The following is a 19,828-nucleotide window of genomic DNA, read 5'->3' on the forward strand; positions in this document are numbered from 1 at the left end:
GTCAACTCAGATGCTGGCAGATCCACCGCTATCGCGAGCAAGCTCGCTCCCACAGGTGGTAGGTCAGAACACCAATTGCAGGGACTGCTGACCTTCAAGGCCCAGGAGGAACTGTTTAGCCGCCAGGCCACCAGCGAAGCCAGTGAGGCTGCCGCTGCTGCCGATGACCCGATGGCACGGGGCAATGATCGAGATGGGGTTGCGGCCATTGGCGGCGCCGACGGCCCGGACCGCCGTCGGTTGGCCGATCTGGAGGGCGATGTCGCGGTAGCTGCGGGTTTCTCCGAAGGGGATGGTCAACAGGGCTTGCCAGACCCGGATCTGGAAATCAGTCCCCGCAAAGTCCAGCTCCAGCTCGAAATGACGACGCTGCCCGGCGAAGTACTCCAGCAACTGACGCTCGGTTTCCTTGAGGAGCGGATGCTGGGTGTCCTCCTCCAAAGGTCCCAGCCGCACCCGATTGAGCCGCTCGTTTTCCCAGAGGATGGCCGCCAATCGCGTCTGTCGGGCGACGAGGATCAGTTGGCCCACGGGGGATGGGATGGTTTTGTAGAGGGGCAACATCGGGGAATTCCTTATCACGGGTTGACCGCGCTTGCGGCACGACGCCTTTGTGGCGAGGGAGCTTGCTCCCGCTGGGCGGCGAAGCAGCCCCAACTGATCATCTGACACACCGCGGTGCCGGGCTACAGGGTCGCTTCGCAACCCGGCGGGAGCAAGCTCCCTCGCCACAGGGGCTCACCGGCCCGGGAGTTTTGCTCAGCCCAACAACCCCAACGCCTTGGCCCGCGCCACCGCTTGGGTGCGGCGCTCGACGCCGAGTTTGCTGTTGATGTGGCTGGCGTGGGTCTTGACGGTGTGCAGCGAGATAAACAATTGCTCGCTGATTTCCTGGTTCGAGCACCCTTGGGCGATCAACTGCAACACCGCCCGCTCGCGACTGCTGAGGGTTTCGATCGGCGCCGTTGGGTCGGCAGGCAGGACCACAGTCGAGGGCAGGCGTTCGAGCAGATGCTCGCGCAGGGTACTGGGCGGTACCTGCAGCAGCTGTTCGCGCAACCATTCACGGTGCTCGCCGAACAACCACTCGAAGGGCTGCAATACCCCGCCGCTGGCGGCTTCGAAAGCCTGGGCCAGGGTACGACGGGCTTCGGGTTCACGCCCGATGCTCAGCAGCAAGGCGACTTTCTGGTTGAGCGCCATCACGCTGAGCATTTGCCGGCCACTTTGCTGACCGTGTTCAAGCAAAGCATCGAGCCGCCCTTGCGCGAGTAGCGGTTGGCCCCGGATGGACTCCAGCACCGCCTGTTGCAACTCGACATGCAGCGGCAGTTGCGGGTGGAATTCCGGTGGCGCGGCGGCCCGTTCGCCCGTGTAGGTCTGGCCCAGCCGCGCCAGCCAGGCTTCGGCCAGGTCGGTGCGCCCCTGGGCCAACCAGAGTTCGCATTTGACCAGGGTGATCATTGCCAGGTAGTAGATCGGCGGAACGTCCCAGATGTGCATCAGCCGCTCGGCTTCCGCCAGCTCGGCGAAGGCCCGGGCGAACTCGCCGCCGTAGCCTTCGATACGCGCGATCACGCAATGGCCGATCAGCACGCTGATGTCGCGGCAGGCGCGGGCTTCGGTGAGGCCCGCCTGCAGCCGCGCAAGGCCGGCCTGGGGCTGCATGCGCAAGGTCAGCAAAAAACCTTCGTACATGATCAAGCGCGCCCGCACCGCATAAAGCCGCTGGGGCGACAGCTTGTGCAAACGTTGCAGGCCCTGGTGCACTTCATCCAGCGCCCGCAGGATCTCTCCCCGCGCCTGCAGGACCCGGGCACGATCGTAATGGGCCAGGGCCTCGAACAGTGGATTACCGACCCGCTGCGCCAGCTCCAGGGAATCACGGTTCAGGTTCCGCGCGCGCCACAGGTCGCCGTCGGCAATCGCCAGGTTCGACAGTGTGGACAGGCACATCAGGCGCTGGCCGTAGCGTTTTTGCGGCAGGCTCTCCAGCGCTTCGCTGCAATACCGCACGGTGGCCTCGCGATCCCCGCGGCCACGGGCGACGATCCCGCTCAGGGCCAGCCATTGGGCGAGCATGGATTTTTGCGCAGTGGCCGAGGGCGCCGGCAGGAAACGACTCAAGTGCGCCGCCAGCTCTTCGGCCGCGTCCAACTGGCAGGCCAGCCCCAACGCCCAGCTGTAGAGCACGATCAGCCGCGGGGTACTGATGAGCAGGCTGTCGGGCAAGTCCATTTTCCAGCGCAGCAACATGCCGACGTTCTGCTCGGCCAGCAGTTGCTCCTCCGAGAGGTTTTGCACCAGGTTCGCCGCCACGTCCAGGTGCCCGGCCCGCAGCGCCTGTTCCACCGCTTCGTCGATCAGGCCCTGGGCGTTGAACCAGCGGCAGGCTCGCAAGTGCAGGGTCGCGGCCGGGACCATGGCCGGTGCGCTGGGGCGACTGCGCAGCAGGTCGGAAAACAGGTGGTGGTATCGGTACCAATGGCCATGCTCGTCCAGCGGTACCAGAAACACTTGGTGGGCCGCCAGGTAACGCAGGATTTCGGCGCTGTCATGGCCCTCGCGCACGGCGTCGCACAGCTCGCTGCAAAAGCGCTCCTGAGGCGCCGTGTCGTAGAGAAAGGCCTGGACCTCGGCGGGCAGGCAGTCGATGACCTCTTCGAGCAGGTAATCGCGAATCAGCCCTTCGCCGCCGTGCAAGGCCTGGGGCAGCAGGCCTTCGGGGCCGGCTTCGGAAGCGGCGAGCAACCAGAAGCGCAACCCGGCCACCCAACCTTCGCTGCGCTGGATAAGATTTTCCAGCGCCTCACCGCGCAACGAACTGCTGTGATGCTGAAGCAGGGTCAAGGCTTCGTCATGGGTCAGGCGCAGGTCCTGTTCATTGAGTTCGAGCAGTTGCCGCGACAGGCGCAAGCGCGCCAAATGCCAATCCGGGCGCTGGCGGCTGGTGACAAGGACCAGCAACCCGTCGGGCAGGTGATTGAGGAAAAATTGCAGGCAGCGATCCAGCACTGGGCTTTGGGCCAGGTGGTAATCGTCGAGCACCAGCAGCAAGGGCTCATGGGGCGATAAGTGCGTGGACAGTTCGTCCAGCAGGCCGTCGAGCCATTCCTCGAAGGCAAAGGGTTGATGACGCTGGCGCATTTTCAGCAGCCCCAGGGCCCGACCGCCCAGTTGCGGAAAAAAGGCCTGGAGCCCTTCGAGCAACCGTTCCAGGAAGCGGCCTGGATCGTTGTCGCGGGCGCTGAGCCCCAGCCAGAGGCTCTGCCAATGGGCCGGCAGGCTCTGGCAGAACTCCACCGCCAGGGAGCTTTTACCGAAACCCGCCGGGGCACTGACCAACAGCAACCTGCCTGCGAGCCCTGCGCTCAAACGCTCGCACAACCGCGGCCGCAGAACATGGCCGTCGGGCAAGGGCGGGCGGTAGAAACGCCCGTCCTGTACCGCGATGGCTGCGCGGGCTGAATCCGGAAGTGAAGACAAATCAGTCATGGCCGGCTCTTGTTGGAATGCGGGTGGCGGCGTTGCAGATGTCCGCAGACTAGCGGTAAACGAGGAGGTATTGAAGGGAGTGCTACAAATGGCTACAAAAAGACTACAAGCCGATTCAACTTGAAAGCGGTGCCAGGGATCACTGTGGCGAGGGAGCTTGCTCGCGCTGGTTTCTTGTAGGAGCTGGCGAAGCCTGCGATCTTTTGATCTTTCGCTTGGGGTTCAAGCGTCTGGGGAAAGATCGCAGCCTCGTTTCACTCGACAGCTCCTACATAGCTCATACACAGTTCCTACACAGCTGCCATGGGGGATTTGTGTTGCTCAAAAACAACGCCCCGAACCAGTCGGGGCGTTGTTTCGAGGATGCGGCCTCGGGTAAAGCGGTTTAGCGGATGCCGTCCTGACGCAGCGCGTTCGGGGTGAAATCGGCGGTGGTGGCGGTGAAGCCGAAGTCATAGGCCTGTTTCTCTTCGTTCTTCATGCCCAGCGCCAGGTAGCGGCCGGACTGCAGGTCGTAGAGGGTTTCCAGGGCGTACCACGGCACTTGCTTGTCGTAGTAGTTCTCGGCATGGGCCTCGGCCACGCGCCACAGTTGGCCACGGCCGTCGTAATGGTCGATTACCGCGGCTTGCCAGGTGTCTTCATCGATGAAGAAGTCACGCTTGGCGTAGATGTGGCGCTGGCCTTCCTTCAGGGTCGCGGTCACATGCCAGACACGACGCAGCTCATAGCGGGTCAGATCCTGGTTGATGTGGCCGGCCTTGAGGATGTCGGCGTACTTGAGTTGCGGCGAATCGATCTTGTAGCTGTTGGCGGCAATGTACAGCTCTTTCTTGCCTTCCAGCTTCCAGTCGTAACGGTCCGGTGCGCCGTTGTACATGTCCAGGTTGTCGGAGGTACGCAAGCCGTCGGCGGCGGTACCCGGGCCGTCATAGGACACTTGCGGTGCACGGCGCACGCGGCGCTGGCCGGCGTTGTAGACCCACGCCGAACGCGGTTCCTTCACCTGGTCGAGGGTTTCGTGGACCAGCAGCACACCACCGGCCAGGCGTGCCGGCGCGGTCACTTGCTGCTTGAAGTAAAACAGGATGTTGCCAGGGTTGGCCGGATCGAAATCCTTCATCTTGTCGCGGAATACGAACTGGTCGCGGAAGTACACCAGGCTGTAGGAGCCGTTGGGCTGCGGCGTGGCCTGGGTCACCAGGCGCGTCACGCTGCCGCCGCGATAGCGGGTGATGTGGTTCCAGATCACTTCCACGCCGCTCTGCGGGATCGGGAACGGCACGGCGTTCTCGAAGTTCTCCAGGCCGTTGCCGCCGGACACAAGCTTGGTGTTGACCGCGTTTTTCTTGATGGAGGCGAACACCTCGTCCGGCACGGTGGCGCCACGATGGGTCGGATAGACCGGCATCTTGAAGGTGTCCGGATAACGCTTGAACATCGCGTACTGGCCCGGCGCGAGCTTGTCCTTGTACTGCTCGACGTTCTGCGCAGTGATGGTGAACAGCGGCTTTTCAGTCGGGAATGGATCGGCGAGGAAGCCCTTGCTGTCTACGGAACCGGCATTCTTGGCCATGGGTTTCCAGGCCGAGATCGAGCCGTCGGCATTGCCAGCCATCTCGGCGCCCATCGGCGTCAGGCTCTTTCCGAGCTTGTCGGCCTCGGCCGCGGGCACTGCCGCCATGACACTGGCGGCCAAAAGGGATAGCCCCAAAACACCGGCCTGCAACAAATTCTTTGTTATTTTCATAGTGTGTCGTCCTGAAATACGGTGCTTAGAAGGTCACGCCGACGCTGAGCGCCAGGAAGTCACGATCGTTCACGGTGCTGAAGTCGCCACCAAAGAAGTTGGTGTAGGCCAGGCTCGCGTTGTAGGTGTTCTGGTATTCGGCATCCAGCCCGAGGCTGACGGCCTTGCGGCCTTCCTCGAAGTTGCCGCCAGGGCCTGGCGAGTAGCCTTTGACGTCATGGGACCAGGCCACGTTGGGCTTGAGGTTCACGCCGGCGAAGACGTCCGGGTATTCCCAGATGGCGCGTGCGCGGTAGCCCCAGGAAGTGGCGGTGGTGAAGCCGTCGTTGTTGCAGTTGCTGTTCACGTCGTTGATGGTCTGGCCGCCCCCCGCCGCAGTAGAGGTATTGAGCGAGTTACAGAAACCGTTGGGTAGCTTGCCCGGCCCGAATACCGGGTCACGACCATAGCGGGCCTCGGATCTGCTTTCCAGGCCACCGACATGGGTCACCCCGACTTCGCCCACCAGGGTCAGGCGGCTGGCGCCCATGACCTGGTCCAGGAAGTGAGTGAATGTGGTCTGGAACTGAGTGATCTCTTTACGACGGTAGCCATGCAGGTCCTGGCCCGGCGTGCCCTGGAGCACCGACGCGTTGCCAAACCCGGGAAGCGGTGTTACGCCAGCGAAGAGAATGTCGGTGGTGCTCAGTTGTACCGGTGCATTTGGACGGTAGCTGAGCTCACCGCTCCACGCCGTACCGGTGGGCAGCGTCGTGGAGAAGCTCAAGCCATACAGGCGGATGTCTTCCGGGTACTCCACGAAGTAGTTGGAGTTACCCGCCACGATCAGAGGGCGAAGTGCCGCGATAGGCCCAGCGGTGTAAAACTGCTGCGCAGCACCCTGGGCGCTGAAAATCGGCGCACGGCTATGGTAGTTCATGAAGTAAGCACCGAACTCGGTGTCCAGCGGTTCAAACATGTACTTCAACGATGCGCCCCACTGGCCGCTATCGCGAGCGTCGCGGTCCGGACCACGACGTACCAGCACGCCTTCTTCGTTGATATCGACACCCTGGCCTTCCAGCAGTGGCAGAACTACGCCAGGAAGCGGGATGCTTGAACGCTTGTTCAACACCCGAAGGTTATTGTCACAACCATCGGCAATCACATCCGGCTGGGAGAAGAACGTACCGCAGTTATCCACCACGGTCTGGTCCCACTCCAACTGGTAGAACGCCTCGGCCGACAGGTTGTCGGTCAGGCTCTGGGACACGTAGAACATGTTGACCGGGATCAGGCCTTCCTTGATCTCGGCACCGGGGCGACGGAACGCGGACACGTCGACCGGGTTGATGGAGTTGATGCCGCCCTGGATGAAGGTACTTTCACCCCAGCTGACCACCTGCTTGCCCAGGCGGACCGAGCCCGGCTGATCGGCAATGGCGTAGTTGTGGTAGACGAATGCGTCGAGGATCTGCCCGCCGGAGGACTTGGCGCCTTCCTTGCGGTTGTTGTCGCTGATGTCCTTGTACAGGCGGTTTTCGTCCTTGAGTTCGAAGTCGTACCAGTACTTGCCACGCACGAACACGCCGGTATCGCCGTACTTCAGTTCCAGGTCATGGATGCCCTTGAAGATCTTCGAGAAGGTTTCCCCTCGCTTGAAGTTCAAGTGGCCGTCATCGGAGGTCTGCGACAAACCCTTGCCGCCATTGTTGACACCGATCAGGTCCTTGTTGGCGTTGGCCGTGGACCAGCTCGCGCCGACCGACAGGGACGAGTCGAACTGGCCTTCGATTTCACCGATGTTGAAGCTGACGCCGAAGGCTGGGCCGGCGAGCGAAGAGGCGAGACTGACCGCCAGAGGCAATTTTGCCCGGCGCCAGAACGTGGTTGCTGAGGTCATCGACGCTACTCCATGTGCATTATTGTTATGGCAGTGGACATTTCGAGAACACCTCGATGACTGGGAGCGGCAGCGTCCCGACATCCATCAAGGTCGCATCGCCCTTTCGTGCGTGCGCCCCGTTCTTGAGAATCCGTGAGCGGACTATAGCCAGCAGGTAGTACGGCTTGATCCCTCTAAAGTGTGATTTGCAGCCCTCAACCACTCTGGAACAGTCCTTTCGCCAGGCCGACAAATGCCGGCACGGCAAGGATGGCTGAAATTTTCGGTTTGACAAGGCAAGCGCTTGCTTGGTGGGGCTGCCGTGCCCTTTCGGGCACGGCAAAAAGGCCTAAAGCGTGGAGAGGAAGGTGCTGTTGTTGCTCTGCCATTCGGTGATGTCGACGCGGATGCGCTTCTTGTCGAGCTTGCCGACGCTGGTCTTGGGAATTTCAGTAACAAGGGCGATCTGGCTCGGGATCGCCCACTTGCTCAAGTGCCCCAACTCGACGAACGGTTTGAGGTGTTCCTTGAGTTCGCGAGCCCCGATCTGATGCCCTTCGCGAACCACCAGCAAGGCAAACGGCCGTTCACCCCATTGCGGATCGGGAATGCCGACCACTGCTACTTCGCGTACCGCCACGTGACGGCTGATGAGGTCTTCCAGGTCCAGGGAGGAGATCCATTCGCCACCGGTCTTGATCACATCCTTGATGCGATCACGGATGTCGATGAAGCCCATGTTGTCCAGCGTGGCGACGTCACCGGTGTGCAGCCAGCCGCCGGCCCAGAGCTCGGCGCCCTTGTGCGGCTCGTTGAAATAGCCCTCGGTGAGCCACGGCGCGCGCAGCACCAGTTCGCCCTGGGTCTCGCCGTCGGCCGGCAGGAAGCGCCCCTCGGCATCGACAATCGCCGCTTCCACCAGCGGGCCCGGCACGCCGGCCTTGATCCGGTAGGTGGTGCGTTCGTCTTCGCTGCCGGCCATCAGTTCATCGTTGAGGTGGGCACAGGACACCAGCGGGCCGGTTTCCGACATGCCATAGGCGGCAGTGAGCTGGATGCCCCGGGCCTTGGCCGCTTCGTACAGGCTGCGGTTCAGGGCGCTGCCACCGATGACGATTTTCCAACCGCCGAAATCGGTGTCCTGGGCGCCCTTGGCATTGAGGAGCATTTGCAGGATGGTCGGCACGCAATGGGAAAAGGTGACCTTTTCCTTGCGCCACAGCTGGACCAGGAATTCGGGATCGTAGCGACCCGGGTAAACCTGCTTGAGCCCGAGCATGGTCGCCACGTACGGCAAACCCCAGGCGTGGACATGGAACATCGGCGTGATGGGCATGTACACGTCGTTGGTGCCCAGCAGTCGCACGCTGTCGATGGAACCCATGATGGTGGCCACGCCCATGGTGTGCAGCACCAGTTGGCGATGGGTGAAGTACACGCCCTTGGGGTTGCCCGTGGTGCCGGTGGTATAGAACGTGGTGGCGACGGAGTTTTCGTCGAAATCCTGGAAGTCGTAGGTGGGGGCGGCGGCGGCCAGCAGTTGCTCGTATTCACCCACCAGGTTCGGCAGCTCAGCGGTTTTTTCCGGCAGGTCGGTCAACAGCAGGGTCTTGTCCACGGTGGTCAGGTGCCCGGCAATCGCCTGGTACAAGCCGACGAACTCGCTGTTGACCAGCACGAAGCGGTCCTCGGCGTGGTTCATGGTGTAGAGGATCTGCTCCGGTGACAGGCGCACATTGATGGTGTGGATCACCGCGCCGATCATCGGGATCGCGAACATGCATTCCAGGTAGCGATGGCTGTCCCAGTCCATCACCGCCACGGTATCACCGGCCTTGACCCCTGCCTCGGTCAACACGTTGGCCAGCCGCGCGACCCGCTCTATCAGCGTCGGATAGCTGTAGCGCAACTGGTCACGGTAGATGATCTCGCGGGTTTTCTCGTAACGCGTGCCGGACATCAGCAGCCGCTTGATCAGCAGCGGGTATTGATAAGCGCCTTCGGCGGGAGGAATAACGCGAGTCTGCAACATAGGAGTCCCTTTTCTGACTGCACGGTCTTGGCTGGAAGTACGCACTCTAGAGCGCTTATACACCGATCAAATCAGCCAAAGGAATGATTTGATCGGCGCGCCAATACTAGCCTTGAGCCATGTCCGGGACCGTAGGAGCTCCTACACAGAGCGGGATCAGTGCGCCTCGGTAAACGCCAGCTTCACGCCGATGGCGACGAGCACCGCGCCCATGGTCCGGTCGAACCAGTGGCCCATGCGTGCGAAACCGGCGCGCACTCGTTGCTGGCTGAACAACAGCGCCACCAGGCAGAACCAGGCGGCCGTCGCAATCGCCAGGTACACGCCGTAACCGGCCTGGACGGCCAACGGCGTGTGTGGGTTGATCACCACGGTGAACAGCGACAGGAAAAACAGCGTTGCCTTGGGGTTCAGGCCATTGGTGACGAAGCCCGAGGTGAATGCGCCGCGGGCGGTACGTTCACCGGCCTCCTTGTGCAGGTTGTCCTCGGTCGGCTTGGCCGGTTGCGCCCGCAGTGCCTTGAAGCCGATGTACAGCAGGTACGCGGCGGCGGCCCACTTCAGCGCGTTGAACAGCACGATCGATTGCGACACGATCAGGCCAATGCCCAGCAACGAATAGCCCACATGCAGGAAAATCGCCGTGCCGACGCCCAGCGCCGTCCAGGTCCCGGCACGCCGGCCATGGGTCACGCTTTCACGCACCACCACGGCAAAATCCGGCCCGGGGCTGGCAACGGCCAACAGGTGGATCAGGGCGACGGTGAGGAATTCGGTGAGGTACATGGTGGAGCTCCTTGGCTAACGCAATCTCAAAACAAACATCAACTGTGTAGTGAGGGGGCTGTGTGGGAGCAAAGCTTGCTCGCGAAACAGGCGACTCGATTCCTGGAAGACCGCATCGTCGGTGTCGCGAGCAAGCTTTGCTCCCACAGACATCTGATAGGCTCGCCACATTACGCCTTCGATTCTTGAGATAAAAGGTACAGCTGATGACGAACACCGCCCGCGCCGTTTTCCTCGACCACCCTTCCCTGGACCTCGGCGACCTGGACCTGGGCCCGCTGCGCAACTGCTTCAGTGACTTGCAACTGTTCGCCCGGACCACGCCGGACCAGGTGATCGAGCGGCTCAAGGGCGCCACCGTGGCGATCACCAATAAAATCGTGATCGATGCCCAGGCCATGGCGGCCAGCCCCGAACTGAAGCTGATCCTGATCAGTGCCACCGGCACCAACAACGTCGACCTGGACGCCGCCCGCAACCATGGCATCACAGTGTGCAATTGCCAGGGCTACGGCACACCGTCGGTGGCCCAGCACACGATCATGCTGTTGCTGAACCTGGCAACGCGCCTGGCCGATTATCAAAAAGCGGTGGGTGAAGGTCGCTGGCAGCAGGCTTCGCAGTTCTGCCTGCTGGACTATCCGATTGTCGAACTGCAAGGCAAGACCCTGGGCTTGCTGGGCCATGGCGAACTGGGCAGCGCCGTCGGGAGGCTGGCCGAAGCCTTTGGCATGCGTGTGCTGCTGGGGCAAATCCCCGGGCGCCCTGCCCGCCCCGACCGCTTGCCATTGGAGCAGTTGTTGCCGCAAGTCGACGCCCTGACCCTGCACTGCCCGCTCAACGAACACACCCGCAACTTCATCGGTGCCCGCGAACTGGCACTGCTCAAGCCCAGTGCATTCGTGGTTAACACCGCCCGTGGCGGCCTGATCGACGAACAGGCCCTGGCCGAGGCCCTGCGCAGCGGTCACTTGGGGGGCGCCGCCACCGACGTGCTCAGCGTGGAGCCACCAGCCCAAGGCAACCCGCTGCTGGCCGGCGATATTCCACGCTTGATCGTCACACCGCACAACGCCTGGGGCAGCCGCGAGGCACGGCAACGGATCGTCGGCCAAATGAGCGAGAACGCCCAGGGCTTTTTCAGCGGTACAGCACGGCGTGTCGTCAGTTGATAAACTGCCGCACTTTTTTTACCCGCTTTCTTCAAGGAACAGACCATGGATCCGCGCAGTGAAGTACTGCTTCGTCAGGCCGAGCTATTCCAGGGTTCGGTGTTGTTGGCCGGCCTGCCCGCCGACGATCTGCTCGGCCGTTTGCCAGAGGCCCATGGCTGGTGCTGGCATGCCGGCGACCAGGCGGCGCTGGACGCTCGTTTTCCCGAGCGCAGCTATTTTGGCGTGAACGTGCCCGAGGCTGGGTTCGACACCGCCGTGGTGTTCCTGCCCAAGGCCAAGGACCTGACCGACTACATCCTCAACGCCGTGGCGGCGCGCCTGGTCGGTCGCGAGGTGTACCTGGTGGGGGAAAAGCGCAGCGGCATCGAAGGGGCGTCCAAACAGCTCAACCCGTTCGGCAAGCCGCGCAAGCTCGACAGCGCGCGGCACTGCCAGCTGTGGCAAGTCACGGTCGCCAACGCGCCCGAGGCCAAGCCCCTGGAAAGCCTGGCCCAGACCTACGAATTGCCCCTGGCCGAAGGTTCGCTGAAGGTCATCAGCCTGCCGGGGGTGTTCAGCCACGGTCGCCTGGATCGCGGCAGTGCGCTGCTGTTGGAACATCTCGATAAGCTGCCCAGCGGACATTTGCTGGACTTCGGCTGCGGTGCCGGGGTGCTGGGGGCGGCGGTCAAGCGGCGCTATCCGCACAACACCGTCACCCTGTTGGACGTGGACGCCTTCGCCGCCGCCAGCAGTCGCCTGACCTTGGCCGCCAACGGCCTGGAGGCCGAGGTGCTGACCGGTGACGGCATCGACGCCGCACCGATGGGCTTGAGCGCGATCCTGAGCAACCCACCGTTCCATGTCGGCGTGCACACCGATTACCACGCCACGGAAAATCTGTTGCGAAAAGCAGCCAAACATCTGAAAAACGGCGGCGAACTGCGGCTGGTTGCCAATAGCTTCCTCAAGTACCAGCCACTGATCGAGGAGCATTTGGGCGTCTGCGCCATCAAGGCCGAAGGCCAGGGCTTTCGCATCTACCGGGCCAAGCGCGGTTGAGGCCTTTGGGCAAACAGTACTTGCTCAATCGGGTTTGCCTAGGCAGAATCCGCTCCGTCCTAGGGGAGTAGTCTCCAGCGAGCGCCATGCTCGCCCGGCATACGTCAACATACTTGGTCAGCAGACCATGGCGTATGCGGCCCAAGCGTCCACGCAGATGGTCGCTGGGTTTGACAAGACCTATGACACGCACACCTTACCCGGGGCGGGAAGGCTGTACGTGTCATAGCCGTGTCGACCCGCCCCTTTAGGAATTCCTGATGCTGGACTCACTCCTCGTACCTACCGCTATCGTTGCGCTGGCCGAAATCGGCGACAAGACGCAATTGCTCGCACTTATCCTGGCCGCTCGCTTTCGCAAACCCTGGCCGATCATCGCCGGCATCATTGCCGCAACACTCGCCAACCACGCAGCCGCAGGGGCGGTAGGGGCCTGGGTCAGCGGATTTTTCTCCAATGCGGTGTTGCACTGGATATTGGCGGCAAGCTTCACCGCCACGGCACTGTGGACCCTGGTCCCGGACAAACTGGACGATGAGGAAGCGAACACGGCCCGCAAGTTCGGCCCGTTCCTGACCACGCTGATTGCGTTCTTCCTGGCGGAAATCGGCGACAAGACACAGATCGCCACGGTGATGCTCGCCGCGCAATACCCGGAGTTGTGGCTGGTGATCATCGGCACCACCGTGGGCATGTTGATTGCCAACGTGCCGGTGGTCCTGGCTGGCAATTTCGCTGCCGAGAAGCTGCCCCTGACCCTGATCCGCCGCCTGGCCGCCTCGGCATTCTTCGTCCTGGCGATCGTGGCGGTGTACAAGGCGATGCAGAGCAGTGGGTGGGTTTGACCCTGTGTCACACCTTGGGCAGAGGATAACTGTGGGAGCATAGCTTGCTCGCGATAAACGATGACGCGGTCTGATTGACGTCTGCGTCGCCCCTGTCGCGAGCAAGCTTTGCTCCCACAACGATGCTTACTTCTTGGCCTGCTGATACAGCGGCATCACCTTTGGAATCGCCGCCTGCAGCGAAGCGATACGACTGCTCGACGATGGGTGGGTGCTCATGAACTCCGGCGGTGCGCCTTCCGAGGCCTTGGCCATCTTGTTCCACAAGGTGATCGCGGCGTTCGGGTCGTAGCCGGCGCGGGCGGCCAGTTCGAGGCCGATCAGGTCGGCTTCGTTTTCGTTGCCGCGGCTGTTGGGCAAGGTCATGCCGTAGTTGGCGACGGTGTCAGCCAACGCCAGGCTGTCCTGGCCCAGGCCGAACAAGGCGCCAGCGCCCTGCTTGGCCATCTCGATGCCATAGGCCTTGGACATCGCTTCGCGCCCGTGCTCGCGCAGGGCGTGGGCGATTTCGTGGCCCATGATCGCAGCGATTTCAGCGTCGGTCAGCTTCAACTGGTCGATCAGGCCGGTGTAGAACATGATCTTGCCGCCAGGACCGCAATTGGCGTTGAGCTCATCGCTCTTGATCAGGTTCACTTCCCAGTTCCACTGCGCCGAATCCGGGCGGAACACGGGCGCCTGGGCAATCAAGCGGTCGGCAATGACCTGGATGCGCTTGGCATCTTTGCTGGTCTTGTCCAGCGCGCCCTGGGCGCTCGCCTCACCCATCGTCTTTTGATAGGACTGGGCGTACATCTGGTTGACCTCGTCGGTCGACAGCATGCTGAACATGTACTGCTTGCGCTCCACGCCCACGGCTCCGCCGCTGGTGGTATTGACCGACTGGCAACCGGTGAGCAGCAGAGCCGCGCTCAGAGCACTCACCATCAATGTCTTGTTCATGTAAAAGAAGCTCCCTGGAAACGTGGGCGTATCCTAGGCCTTGATTTGTATCGGCGCCAGATACATTACCAAGGATTACAGGTTTTTCGGACAGCCCTACACAGTCCATTTGCGACACCCACGCAGCTAAAACAGTCACCCGACGAACAGCGCCTCATGCCGCGCCACAGAAACGCCGATAACGGCTCAAGACGTCATTTACGCGTCCGGAGCCGTTATGAAATTCAGATCGATCCAGTTTTCCGTGGCCGCCCTGGCCGGTGCCATTGTGCTCAGCGTGGTGGGCGCCCTTGTGCTGTACGCGCTGTTTGCCGGCGCGCGCACCCAGGACATGGTGCAACAGCGGACCAAGGCGCAGTTCGAACAACTTATCGAACAACGCCTAAGTGCCTTGGCGCGCACCCAGGCCAGCCTGATCCAGCGGGAACTGGAAGCACCGCTGTTGCTCGCCCGCGGCCTGGCCACCACGAATGCCTTGATGGGCATGAACGGCGCGGACGGCAACCCGCAACTGAAGGTGCCCCGCGAGCAAATGATCAGCCTGCTGCGCGAAACCGTGGTTCGCAACCCAAAGATCCTCGGTGCCTACATCGCCTGGGAGCCGAACGCCATCGACCACGATGACGCCAATTATGTGAACAGCCAGGTGTTGGGCATGGAAACCAACGGGCGTTTCCTGCCGTGGTGGTTTCGCAACCAGGACGGCTCCCTGGGCCTGGAAAAACTCGCCGACGTGACCGACCAGAAACTGCTCTCCACCGGTATCCGCGCCAGCGAGTACTACCTGTGCTCCCAGGACAGCAAGAAAGCCTGCGTGATCGACCCGGCGCCCTACCGCGTTGGCAGCACGATGACCATGCTCGCCTCGTTCATCGAACCGATCACGATCGATGGCAAGTTCCAGGGCATCGTCGGCGCCGACCTGTCGGTGAACTTCATCCAGGACATGCTCGTGGCCGCCGATGGCAAGTTGTACGACGGCGCCGGGGAAATGGCCTTGCTCTCCAGCAACAATCGACTGGTGGCCTTCACCAAGGACCCGAGCAAACTCGGGGAAAAGGCCAGCGACCTGCTGGATACCAGCGAACTGGATAACCTGGCCAAGCTGGGCGTCGGTGAAGTGCGCTATGACATCGACGAAGAACACGGGCATATCGAGGTGTACATGCCGTTTGGCATCGGCGAGACCAACGCTCGCTGGACGCTGATGTTGCAGCTGCCGCTGAATGCGGTCATGGCCGATCTGCAAGCGTTGCAGAAAGACCTCGACCATCAGCGCCAGGCCGATATCTTCGGCATGGCGATGGTGGGCCTGGTGATTGCTGGCATCGGTCTGCTGGTGATCTGGCTGGTGGGCCACGGCATTGCCCGGCCACTCAAGCAAATGGTGGCGATGCTCGATGACATCGCCCAGGGCGAAGGCGACCTGACCCGTCGCCTGGTCAGCGACCGCGCCGATGAACTGGGGGCTATCGCCAGGGGCTTCAACACTTTCCTGAGCAAGTTGCAGGGCATGATCACCCAGGTGGTGACCTCGGTGCAGAGCGTCAGCGATTCATCGGAGCACACCGCCGATATCGCGATCCGCACCAACCAGGGCGTGCACAAGCAGATGTCGGAGATCGATCAAGTCGCCACTGCCGTGCACGAAATGACCGCCACCGCCCAGGACGTGGCCCGCAACGCGACCCAAGCCGCCCAGGCCGCCAGCCATGCAGACCAGGCTGCCAGCCAGGGCATGCAGATTGTGCGGGACACTTCCTCCTCCATTGGTGCCCTGGCCGTGGAAATCGGCAAGGCAGTGGGTGTCGTGCAGACCCTGGCCAAGGACAGCGAGAACATCAACGCGATCCTCACCGCCATCCGCGGAATCGCCGAGCAGACCAACCTGCTGGCCCTCAACGCGGCCATCGAAGCCGCCCGGGCCGGTGAACAGGGTCGTGGTTTCGCGGTGGTCGCCGACGAAGTGCGCAACCTGGCGCAGAAGACGCAACAGGCGACCGAAGAAATCCAGACGATGATCCAACAGTTGCAACAAGGCACCCGGGACGTGGTGCGGGTGATGGAAGACAGCCAGAACCGCACCGATGAAAGCGTGAAACATGCGGCGAAAGCGGCCCAGGCCCTGGAGACCATCACCCAGGCCGTGTCGGTGATCAACGACATGAACACCCAGATCGCCAGCGCCGCCGAGGAACAAAGCGCCGTGGCCGATGACATCAACCGTAACGTGATCAACATCGGGCAAGTGGCGAACGAAGTCGCCAGCGGTGCCGACGAATCCAGCGCGGCCAGCGCCGGGTTGACCAAACTGGCGGAGCAGCAACGGCGGTTGATCAATCAGTTCAGGGTCTGATCCGAAGACCCCATCGCGAGCAAGCTCGCTCCCACAGGGTGATTTGCGGTGGCATGCCGATCGCGCAAACACCCCAAAACAACTGTGGGAGCGAGCTTGCTCGCGATGGCGTGCGTTCAGCCAACATTGAAGTGACTGACACCACGCCGTCGCGAGCAAGCCCGCTCCCACAGGGGATTGGCGGTGGCAAGCCGATCTTGTGAACACCCCCAAAACAACTGTGGGAGCGAGCCTGCTCGCGATGGCGTCAGCTCAGCCAACATGGAAGTGACTGACACAACGCCTTCGCGGGCAAGCCCGCTCCCACATTTAGCCTGCAATGCCGCGGCTTTAGAGTTCGCCGAGAGCTTGGATCAGGGCCAGGTTCTGCTCCGGTGTGCCGATGCTGATCCGCAGGAACTGGGCAATCCGCTCCTGCTTGAAGTGCCGCACGATCACACCCTGTTCCCGCAGTTTCGCCGCCAGCCCTGCCGCATCGTGCCGGGGGTGGCGGGCGAAGATGAAGTTGGCCGCCGAGGGCAGGACTTCAAAGCCCTTGGCTTGCAGTTGGGCCACGACCCATTCGCGGTGCTCGATGACCCACTGGCAAGTCCGTTCGAAATGCTCGCGATCATCGAACGCCGCCGCGCCACCGACATTCGCCAGGCGATCCAGCGGGTAGGAGTTGAAGCTGTTCTTGATCCGCTCCAGCGCTTCGATCAAGTCCGGATGGCCCACCGCCAGGCCCACGCGCAGCCCTGCCAGGGAGCGGGACTTGGACAGGGTCTGGGTCACCAGCAGGTTCGGATAGCGATCCACCAGGCTGATGGCCGTCTCGCCGCCGAAGTCGATATAGGCCTCGTCGACCACCACTACCGAATCCGGGCTGGCCTTGAGGATCTGCTCGACCGCTTCCAGTGCCAACAGGCAGCCGGTCGGCGCGTTCGGGTTGGGAAAAATGATCCCGCCATTGGGTTTAGCGTAGTCCGCCGGATCGATCTGGAATTGCGCATCCAGCGGCACCGCATCGAACTGAATGCCGTACAGCCCGCAATACACCGGATAGAAGCTGTAGCTGATGTCCGGGAACAACAGCGGCTGGTCGTGTTGCAACAAACCGTGAAAAATGTGCGCCAGCACTTCATCCGAGCCATTACCCAGGAACACCTGGTTGCTCTGCACGCCGTAATAGCGGGCCACGGCGCCTTTGAGCAGGTCGCTGTTGGGATCCGGATACAGGCGCAGGTTATCGTTCAGCTCGGCCTGCATCGCCGCCAAGGCCTTGGGCGATGGGCCGTAGGGGTTCTCGTTGGTGTTGAGCTTGACCAGCCGGGTCAGCTTCGGCTGTTCGCCCGGCACGTAGGGCACGAGGTTCTTGACGAACGGGCTCCAGAATTTACTCATTTCAGTTCCCCTGCCCTTCAATGGATGGTTCATCAAGAATGCGGTACTCGGCACTGCGCGCGTGGGCGCTCAGCGATTCGCCACGGGCCAGCACCGAAGCGGTCTTGCCCAGTTCGGAGGCGCCCTGCTCGGAGCAGAAGATGATCGACGAGCGTTTCTGGAAGTCATACACCCCCAGCGGCGACGAGAAGCGCGCGGTGCCGGAAGTCGGCAGCACGTGGTTGGGGCCTGCGCAATAGTCACCCAGGGCCTCACTGGTGTGGCGCCCCATGAAGATCGCTCCGGCGTGACGGATCTGCGGCAACCAGGCCTGCGGGTCGGCGACCGACAATTCCAGGTGTTCCGGCGCGATACGGTTGGCGACTTCGATGGCCTGTTCCATGTCGCGGACCTTGATCAGCGCGCCACGGCCATTGATCGAGGTGTTGATGATCTCGGCGCGGTCCATGGTCGGCAGCAGCTTGTCGATGCTGGCGGCGACCTTGTCGAGGAACTCGGCGTCCGGGCTGACCAGGATCGCCTGGGCGTCTTCGTCGTGCTCGGCCTGGGAAAACAGGTCCATGGCGATCCAGTCCGGGTCGGTCTGGCCATCGCACACCACGAGGATTTCCGAAGGGCCGGCGATCATGTCGATGCCGACCTGGCCAAACACGTGGCGCTTGGCGGTGGCGACATAGATGTTGCCCGGCCCGACCACCTTGTCGACCCGCGGCACGCTTTCGGTGCCATAGGCCAGCGCAGCCACGGCCTGGGCACCGCCGATGGTGAACACTCGGTCCACGCCAGCGATGCAGGCGGCGGCCAGCACCAGTTCGTTGATTTCACCGCGAGGGGTCGGGACGACCATGACCACTTCGGTCACGCCAGCGACCTTGGCTGGAATGGCGTTCATCAACACCGAGGATGGATAGGAGGCCTTGCCACCCGGCACGTACAGGCCGGCGCGGTCCAGCGGCGTGACCTTCTGGCCCAGCACCGTGCCGTCGGCTTCGGTGTAGCTCCAGGAGTCCTGTTTCTGCCTTTCGTGATAGTCACGCACCCGGGACGCGGCCTTTTCCAAGGCTTCGCGCTGGGGCACGGTGATCCGGGTCAGGGCCAGTTCCAGGCGCTCGCGCGGCAGGATCAAATCGGCCATGGACGCCACTTGCAGGCCGTCGAACTTCTGGGTGAATTCCACCAGGGCGGCATCGCCGCGTTCGCGCACAGCCTTGATGATATCCAGCACCCGCTGATTGACCGAGTCGTCAGACACGCTTTCCCAGCTCAGCAGATGATCCAGATGATGTGCGAAATCCGGGTCGGCAGCGTTGAGTCGGCGAATCGAAGTGGGAGCGGTCATAGCGAGGGCCTCATTAATGGCAAATGCTCAGGCGCCCTAAGCTACCAGTCCATTCGCGTGGGCACCTGAGAAAATTGGCTATGACACGGATAGACGGGCGCGACTCAAGGTCGCGCAGGTGAATCAGCCGCGGTGTCGCGATTCCACTGCCTTGCGCAGGGTATCGATCAGAGCCTGGATACGGGCGTGCTGCATTTTCATCGAAGCCTTGTTGACGACCAGCCGGGAGGTGATGTCGGCGATGAAATCCTGGGGTTCCAGGCCATTGGCCCGCAGGGTGTTGCCAGTGTCGACCACGTCGATGATCTTGTCCGCCAGGCCGATCAGCGGCGCCAGCTCCATCGAACCGTACAACTTGATGATATCGACCTGACGGCCCTGCTCGGCGTAATAACGCTTGGCAATGTTGACGAACTTGGTCGCCACGCGCAAACGCCCCTTGGGCTCCGGCGCGCCGACTTTGCCGGCGGTCATCAGCTTGCAGCGGGCGATCTGCAGGTCCAGGGGCTCGTACAGGCCCTGGCCGCCATATTCCATCAGCACGTCCTTGCCGGCAACGCCCAGGTCGGCGGCGCCATGTTCCACGTACGTTGGCACATCGGTGGCACGCACGATCAGCAAGCGCACATCGGCCTGGGTCGTGGGGATGATCAGCTTGCGGCTCTTGTCCGGATTCTCGGTCGGCACGATGCCCGCTTCAGCCAGAAGCGGCAGGGTGTCGTCAAGGATGCGGCCCTTGGACAGTGCGATGGTCAACATGGGAAACGTCAGTCCTTATCAAGGTACTCATGCCCGGTCGCAAACGGCGCCGGACACACAT

14 protein-coding genes, 1 pseudogene and 1 riboswitch are annotated in these 19,828 nt (G+C 62.3%); of the genes and pseudogenes, 5 read left to right on the top strand and 10 right to left on the bottom strand.

Annotation, left to right across the window (positions count from 1 at the left end):
- Positions 1–63: 63 nt before the first annotated feature.
- The 6 genes from KI237_RS25120 to KI237_RS25145 form a co-directional block, all read right to left on the bottom strand.
- A complete protein-coding gene (locus KI237_RS25120; protein ID WP_212797508.1) occupies positions 64–564 on the bottom strand; it encodes a methylated-DNA--[protein]-cysteine S-methyltransferase in 501 nt (166 codons plus the stop codon).
- 195 nt (positions 565–759) lie between these two features.
- On the bottom strand, positions 760–3,495 hold the full coding sequence (locus KI237_RS25125; protein WP_212797509.1) for a winged helix-turn-helix domain-containing protein: 2,736 nt from the start codon (positions 3,493–3,495) through the stop codon (positions 760–762).
- Between the two features lie 385 nt (positions 3,496–3,880).
- A complete protein-coding gene (locus tag KI237_RS25130) occupies positions 3,881–5,245 on the bottom strand; it encodes a DUF1329 domain-containing protein (protein WP_212797510.1) in 1,365 nt (454 codons plus the stop codon).
- A gap of 25 nt (positions 5,246–5,270) precedes the next feature.
- Positions 5,271–7,127 (bottom strand): DUF1302 domain-containing protein, encoded by a 1,857-nt coding sequence (locus KI237_RS25135; protein ID WP_212797511.1) that lies wholly within the window; start codon positions 7,125–7,127, stop codon positions 5,271–5,273.
- A gap of 331 nt (positions 7,128–7,458) precedes the next feature.
- The gene (locus tag KI237_RS25140) at positions 7,459–9,141 is read right to left on the bottom strand and encodes a fatty acid--CoA ligase (RefSeq protein WP_212797512.1); all 1,683 of its coding nucleotides are present in this window, start codon (positions 9,139–9,141) and stop codon (positions 7,459–7,461) included.
- 156 nt (positions 9,142–9,297) lie between these two features.
- Entirely contained in the window at positions 9,298–9,927 is a 630-nt protein-coding gene (locus KI237_RS25145) for a LysE family translocator (protein WP_212797513.1), read from the bottom strand.
- A 206-nt stretch (positions 9,928–10,133) separates the two neighbouring features.
- Between KI237_RS25145 and KI237_RS25150 the strand changes: the two genes are divergently transcribed.
- From KI237_RS25150 to KI237_RS25160, 3 genes are all read left to right on the top strand, one after another.
- Positions 10,134–11,099 (top strand): 2-hydroxyacid dehydrogenase, encoded by a 966-nt coding sequence (locus KI237_RS25150; RefSeq protein ID WP_212797514.1) that lies wholly within the window; start codon positions 10,134–10,136, stop codon positions 11,097–11,099.
- A 45-nt stretch (positions 11,100–11,144) separates the two neighbouring features.
- Complete coding sequence (locus tag KI237_RS25155; RefSeq protein WP_212797515.1) at positions 11,145–12,143, top strand: methyltransferase; 999 nt, start codon at positions 11,145–11,147, stop codon at positions 12,141–12,143.
- Positions 12,144–12,192: 49 nt separating this feature from the next.
- Positions 12,193–12,315: riboswitch (yybP-ykoY riboswitch) on the top strand.
- Positions 12,316–12,403: 88 nt separating this feature from the next.
- Positions 12,404–12,988: a TMEM165/GDT1 family protein gene (locus tag KI237_RS25160; RefSeq protein ID WP_003197879.1), complete on the top strand. Its 585-nt coding sequence runs from the start codon at positions 12,404–12,406 to the stop codon at positions 12,986–12,988.
- Positions 12,989–13,114: 126 nt separating this feature from the next.
- Here the strand turns inward: KI237_RS25160 and KI237_RS25165 are convergent, their stop codons facing one another.
- Complete coding sequence (locus KI237_RS25165) at positions 13,115–13,930, bottom strand: M48 family metallopeptidase (protein WP_212797516.1); 816 nt, start codon at positions 13,928–13,930, stop codon at positions 13,115–13,117.
- Between the two features lie 1,303 nt (positions 13,931–15,233).
- Here KI237_RS25165 and KI237_RS31130 point away from each other — a divergent pair.
- Both KI237_RS31130 and KI237_RS31135 read left to right on the top strand, forming a co-directional pair.
- Positions 15,234–15,428, top strand: a pseudogene (locus tag KI237_RS31130) (HAMP domain-containing protein); the annotation flags it as partial.
- A 114-nt stretch (positions 15,429–15,542) separates the two neighbouring features.
- Positions 15,543–16,286 carry a methyl-accepting chemotaxis protein gene (locus KI237_RS31135; protein WP_502937139.1) on the top strand — a complete coding sequence of 248 codons (744 nt, stop codon included), beginning with the start codon at positions 15,543–15,545 and terminating at the stop codon, positions 16,284–16,286.
- A 330-nt stretch (positions 16,287–16,616) separates the two neighbouring features.
- Here KI237_RS31135 and hisC read toward each other — a convergent pair whose 3' ends face one another.
- The 3 genes from hisC to hisG all read right to left on the bottom strand — a co-directional run bounded on the left by hisC (position 16,617) and on the right by hisG (position 19,767).
- On the bottom strand, positions 16,617–17,669 hold the full coding sequence (gene hisC / locus KI237_RS25175; RefSeq protein WP_212797518.1) for a histidinol-phosphate transaminase: 1,053 nt from the start codon (positions 17,667–17,669) through the stop codon (positions 16,617–16,619).
- A gap of 1 nt (position 17,670) precedes the next feature.
- On the bottom strand, positions 17,671–19,008 hold the full coding sequence (gene hisD, locus KI237_RS25180; RefSeq protein ID WP_212797519.1) for a histidinol dehydrogenase: 1,338 nt from the start codon (positions 19,006–19,008) through the stop codon (positions 17,671–17,673).
- A 123-nt stretch (positions 19,009–19,131) separates the two neighbouring features.
- Positions 19,132–19,767 (bottom strand): ATP phosphoribosyltransferase, encoded by a 636-nt coding sequence (gene hisG / locus KI237_RS25185; protein WP_212797520.1) that lies wholly within the window; start codon positions 19,765–19,767, stop codon positions 19,132–19,134.
- Positions 19,768–19,828 lie beyond the last annotated feature (61 nt).

The sequence above is a fragment of the Pseudomonas sp. St316 genome, from assembly GCF_018325905.1.
In the GTDB taxonomy this organism is placed as follows: domain Bacteria; phylum Pseudomonadota; class Gammaproteobacteria; order Pseudomonadales; family Pseudomonadaceae; genus Aquipseudomonas.

Bases quoted from the DNA above. Each gene is read 5' to 3' on its own strand.
- KI237_RS31135 (WP_502937139.1), top strand. From the start codon at position 15,543: ATGTCGGAGATCGATCAAGTCGCCACTGCCGTGCACGAAATGACCGCC.
- KI237_RS25150 (WP_212797514.1), top strand. From the start codon at position 10,134: ATGACGAACACCGCCCGCGCCGTTTTCCTCGACCACCCTTCCCTGGAC.
- KI237_RS25125 (WP_212797509.1), bottom strand. From the start codon at position 3,495: ATGACTGATTTGTCTTCACTTCCGGATTCAGCCCGCGCAGCCATCGCG.
- KI237_RS25130 (WP_212797510.1), bottom strand. From the start codon at position 5,245: ATGAAAATAACAAAGAATTTGTTGCAGGCCGGTGTTTTGGGGCTATCC.
- KI237_RS25135 (WP_212797511.1), bottom strand. From the start codon at position 7,127: ATGACCTCAGCAACCACGTTCTGGCGCCGGGCAAAATTGCCTCTGGCG.
- KI237_RS25140 (WP_212797512.1), bottom strand. From the start codon at position 9,141: ATGTTGCAGACTCGCGTTATTCCTCCCGCCGAAGGCGCTTATCAATAC.
- KI237_RS25155 (WP_212797515.1), top strand. From the start codon at position 11,145: ATGGATCCGCGCAGTGAAGTACTGCTTCGTCAGGCCGAGCTATTCCAG.
- KI237_RS25160 (WP_003197879.1), top strand. From the start codon at position 12,404: ATGCTGGACTCACTCCTCGTACCTACCGCTATCGTTGCGCTGGCCGAA.
- hisD (WP_212797519.1), bottom strand. From the start codon at position 19,008: ATGACCGCTCCCACTTCGATTCGCCGACTCAACGCTGCCGACCCGGAT.
- KI237_RS25145 (WP_212797513.1), bottom strand. From the start codon at position 9,927: ATGTACCTCACCGAATTCCTCACCGTCGCCCTGATCCACCTGTTGGCC.
- hisC (WP_212797518.1), bottom strand. From the start codon at position 17,669: ATGAGTAAATTCTGGAGCCCGTTCGTCAAGAACCTCGTGCCCTACGTG.
- KI237_RS25165 (WP_212797516.1), bottom strand. From the start codon at position 13,930: ATGAACAAGACATTGATGGTGAGTGCTCTGAGCGCGGCTCTGCTGCTC.
- KI237_RS25120 (WP_212797508.1), bottom strand. From the start codon at position 564: ATGTTGCCCCTCTACAAAACCATCCCATCCCCCGTGGGCCAACTGATC.
- hisG (WP_212797520.1), bottom strand. From the start codon at position 19,767: ATGTTGACCATCGCACTGTCCAAGGGCCGCATCCTTGACGACACCCTG.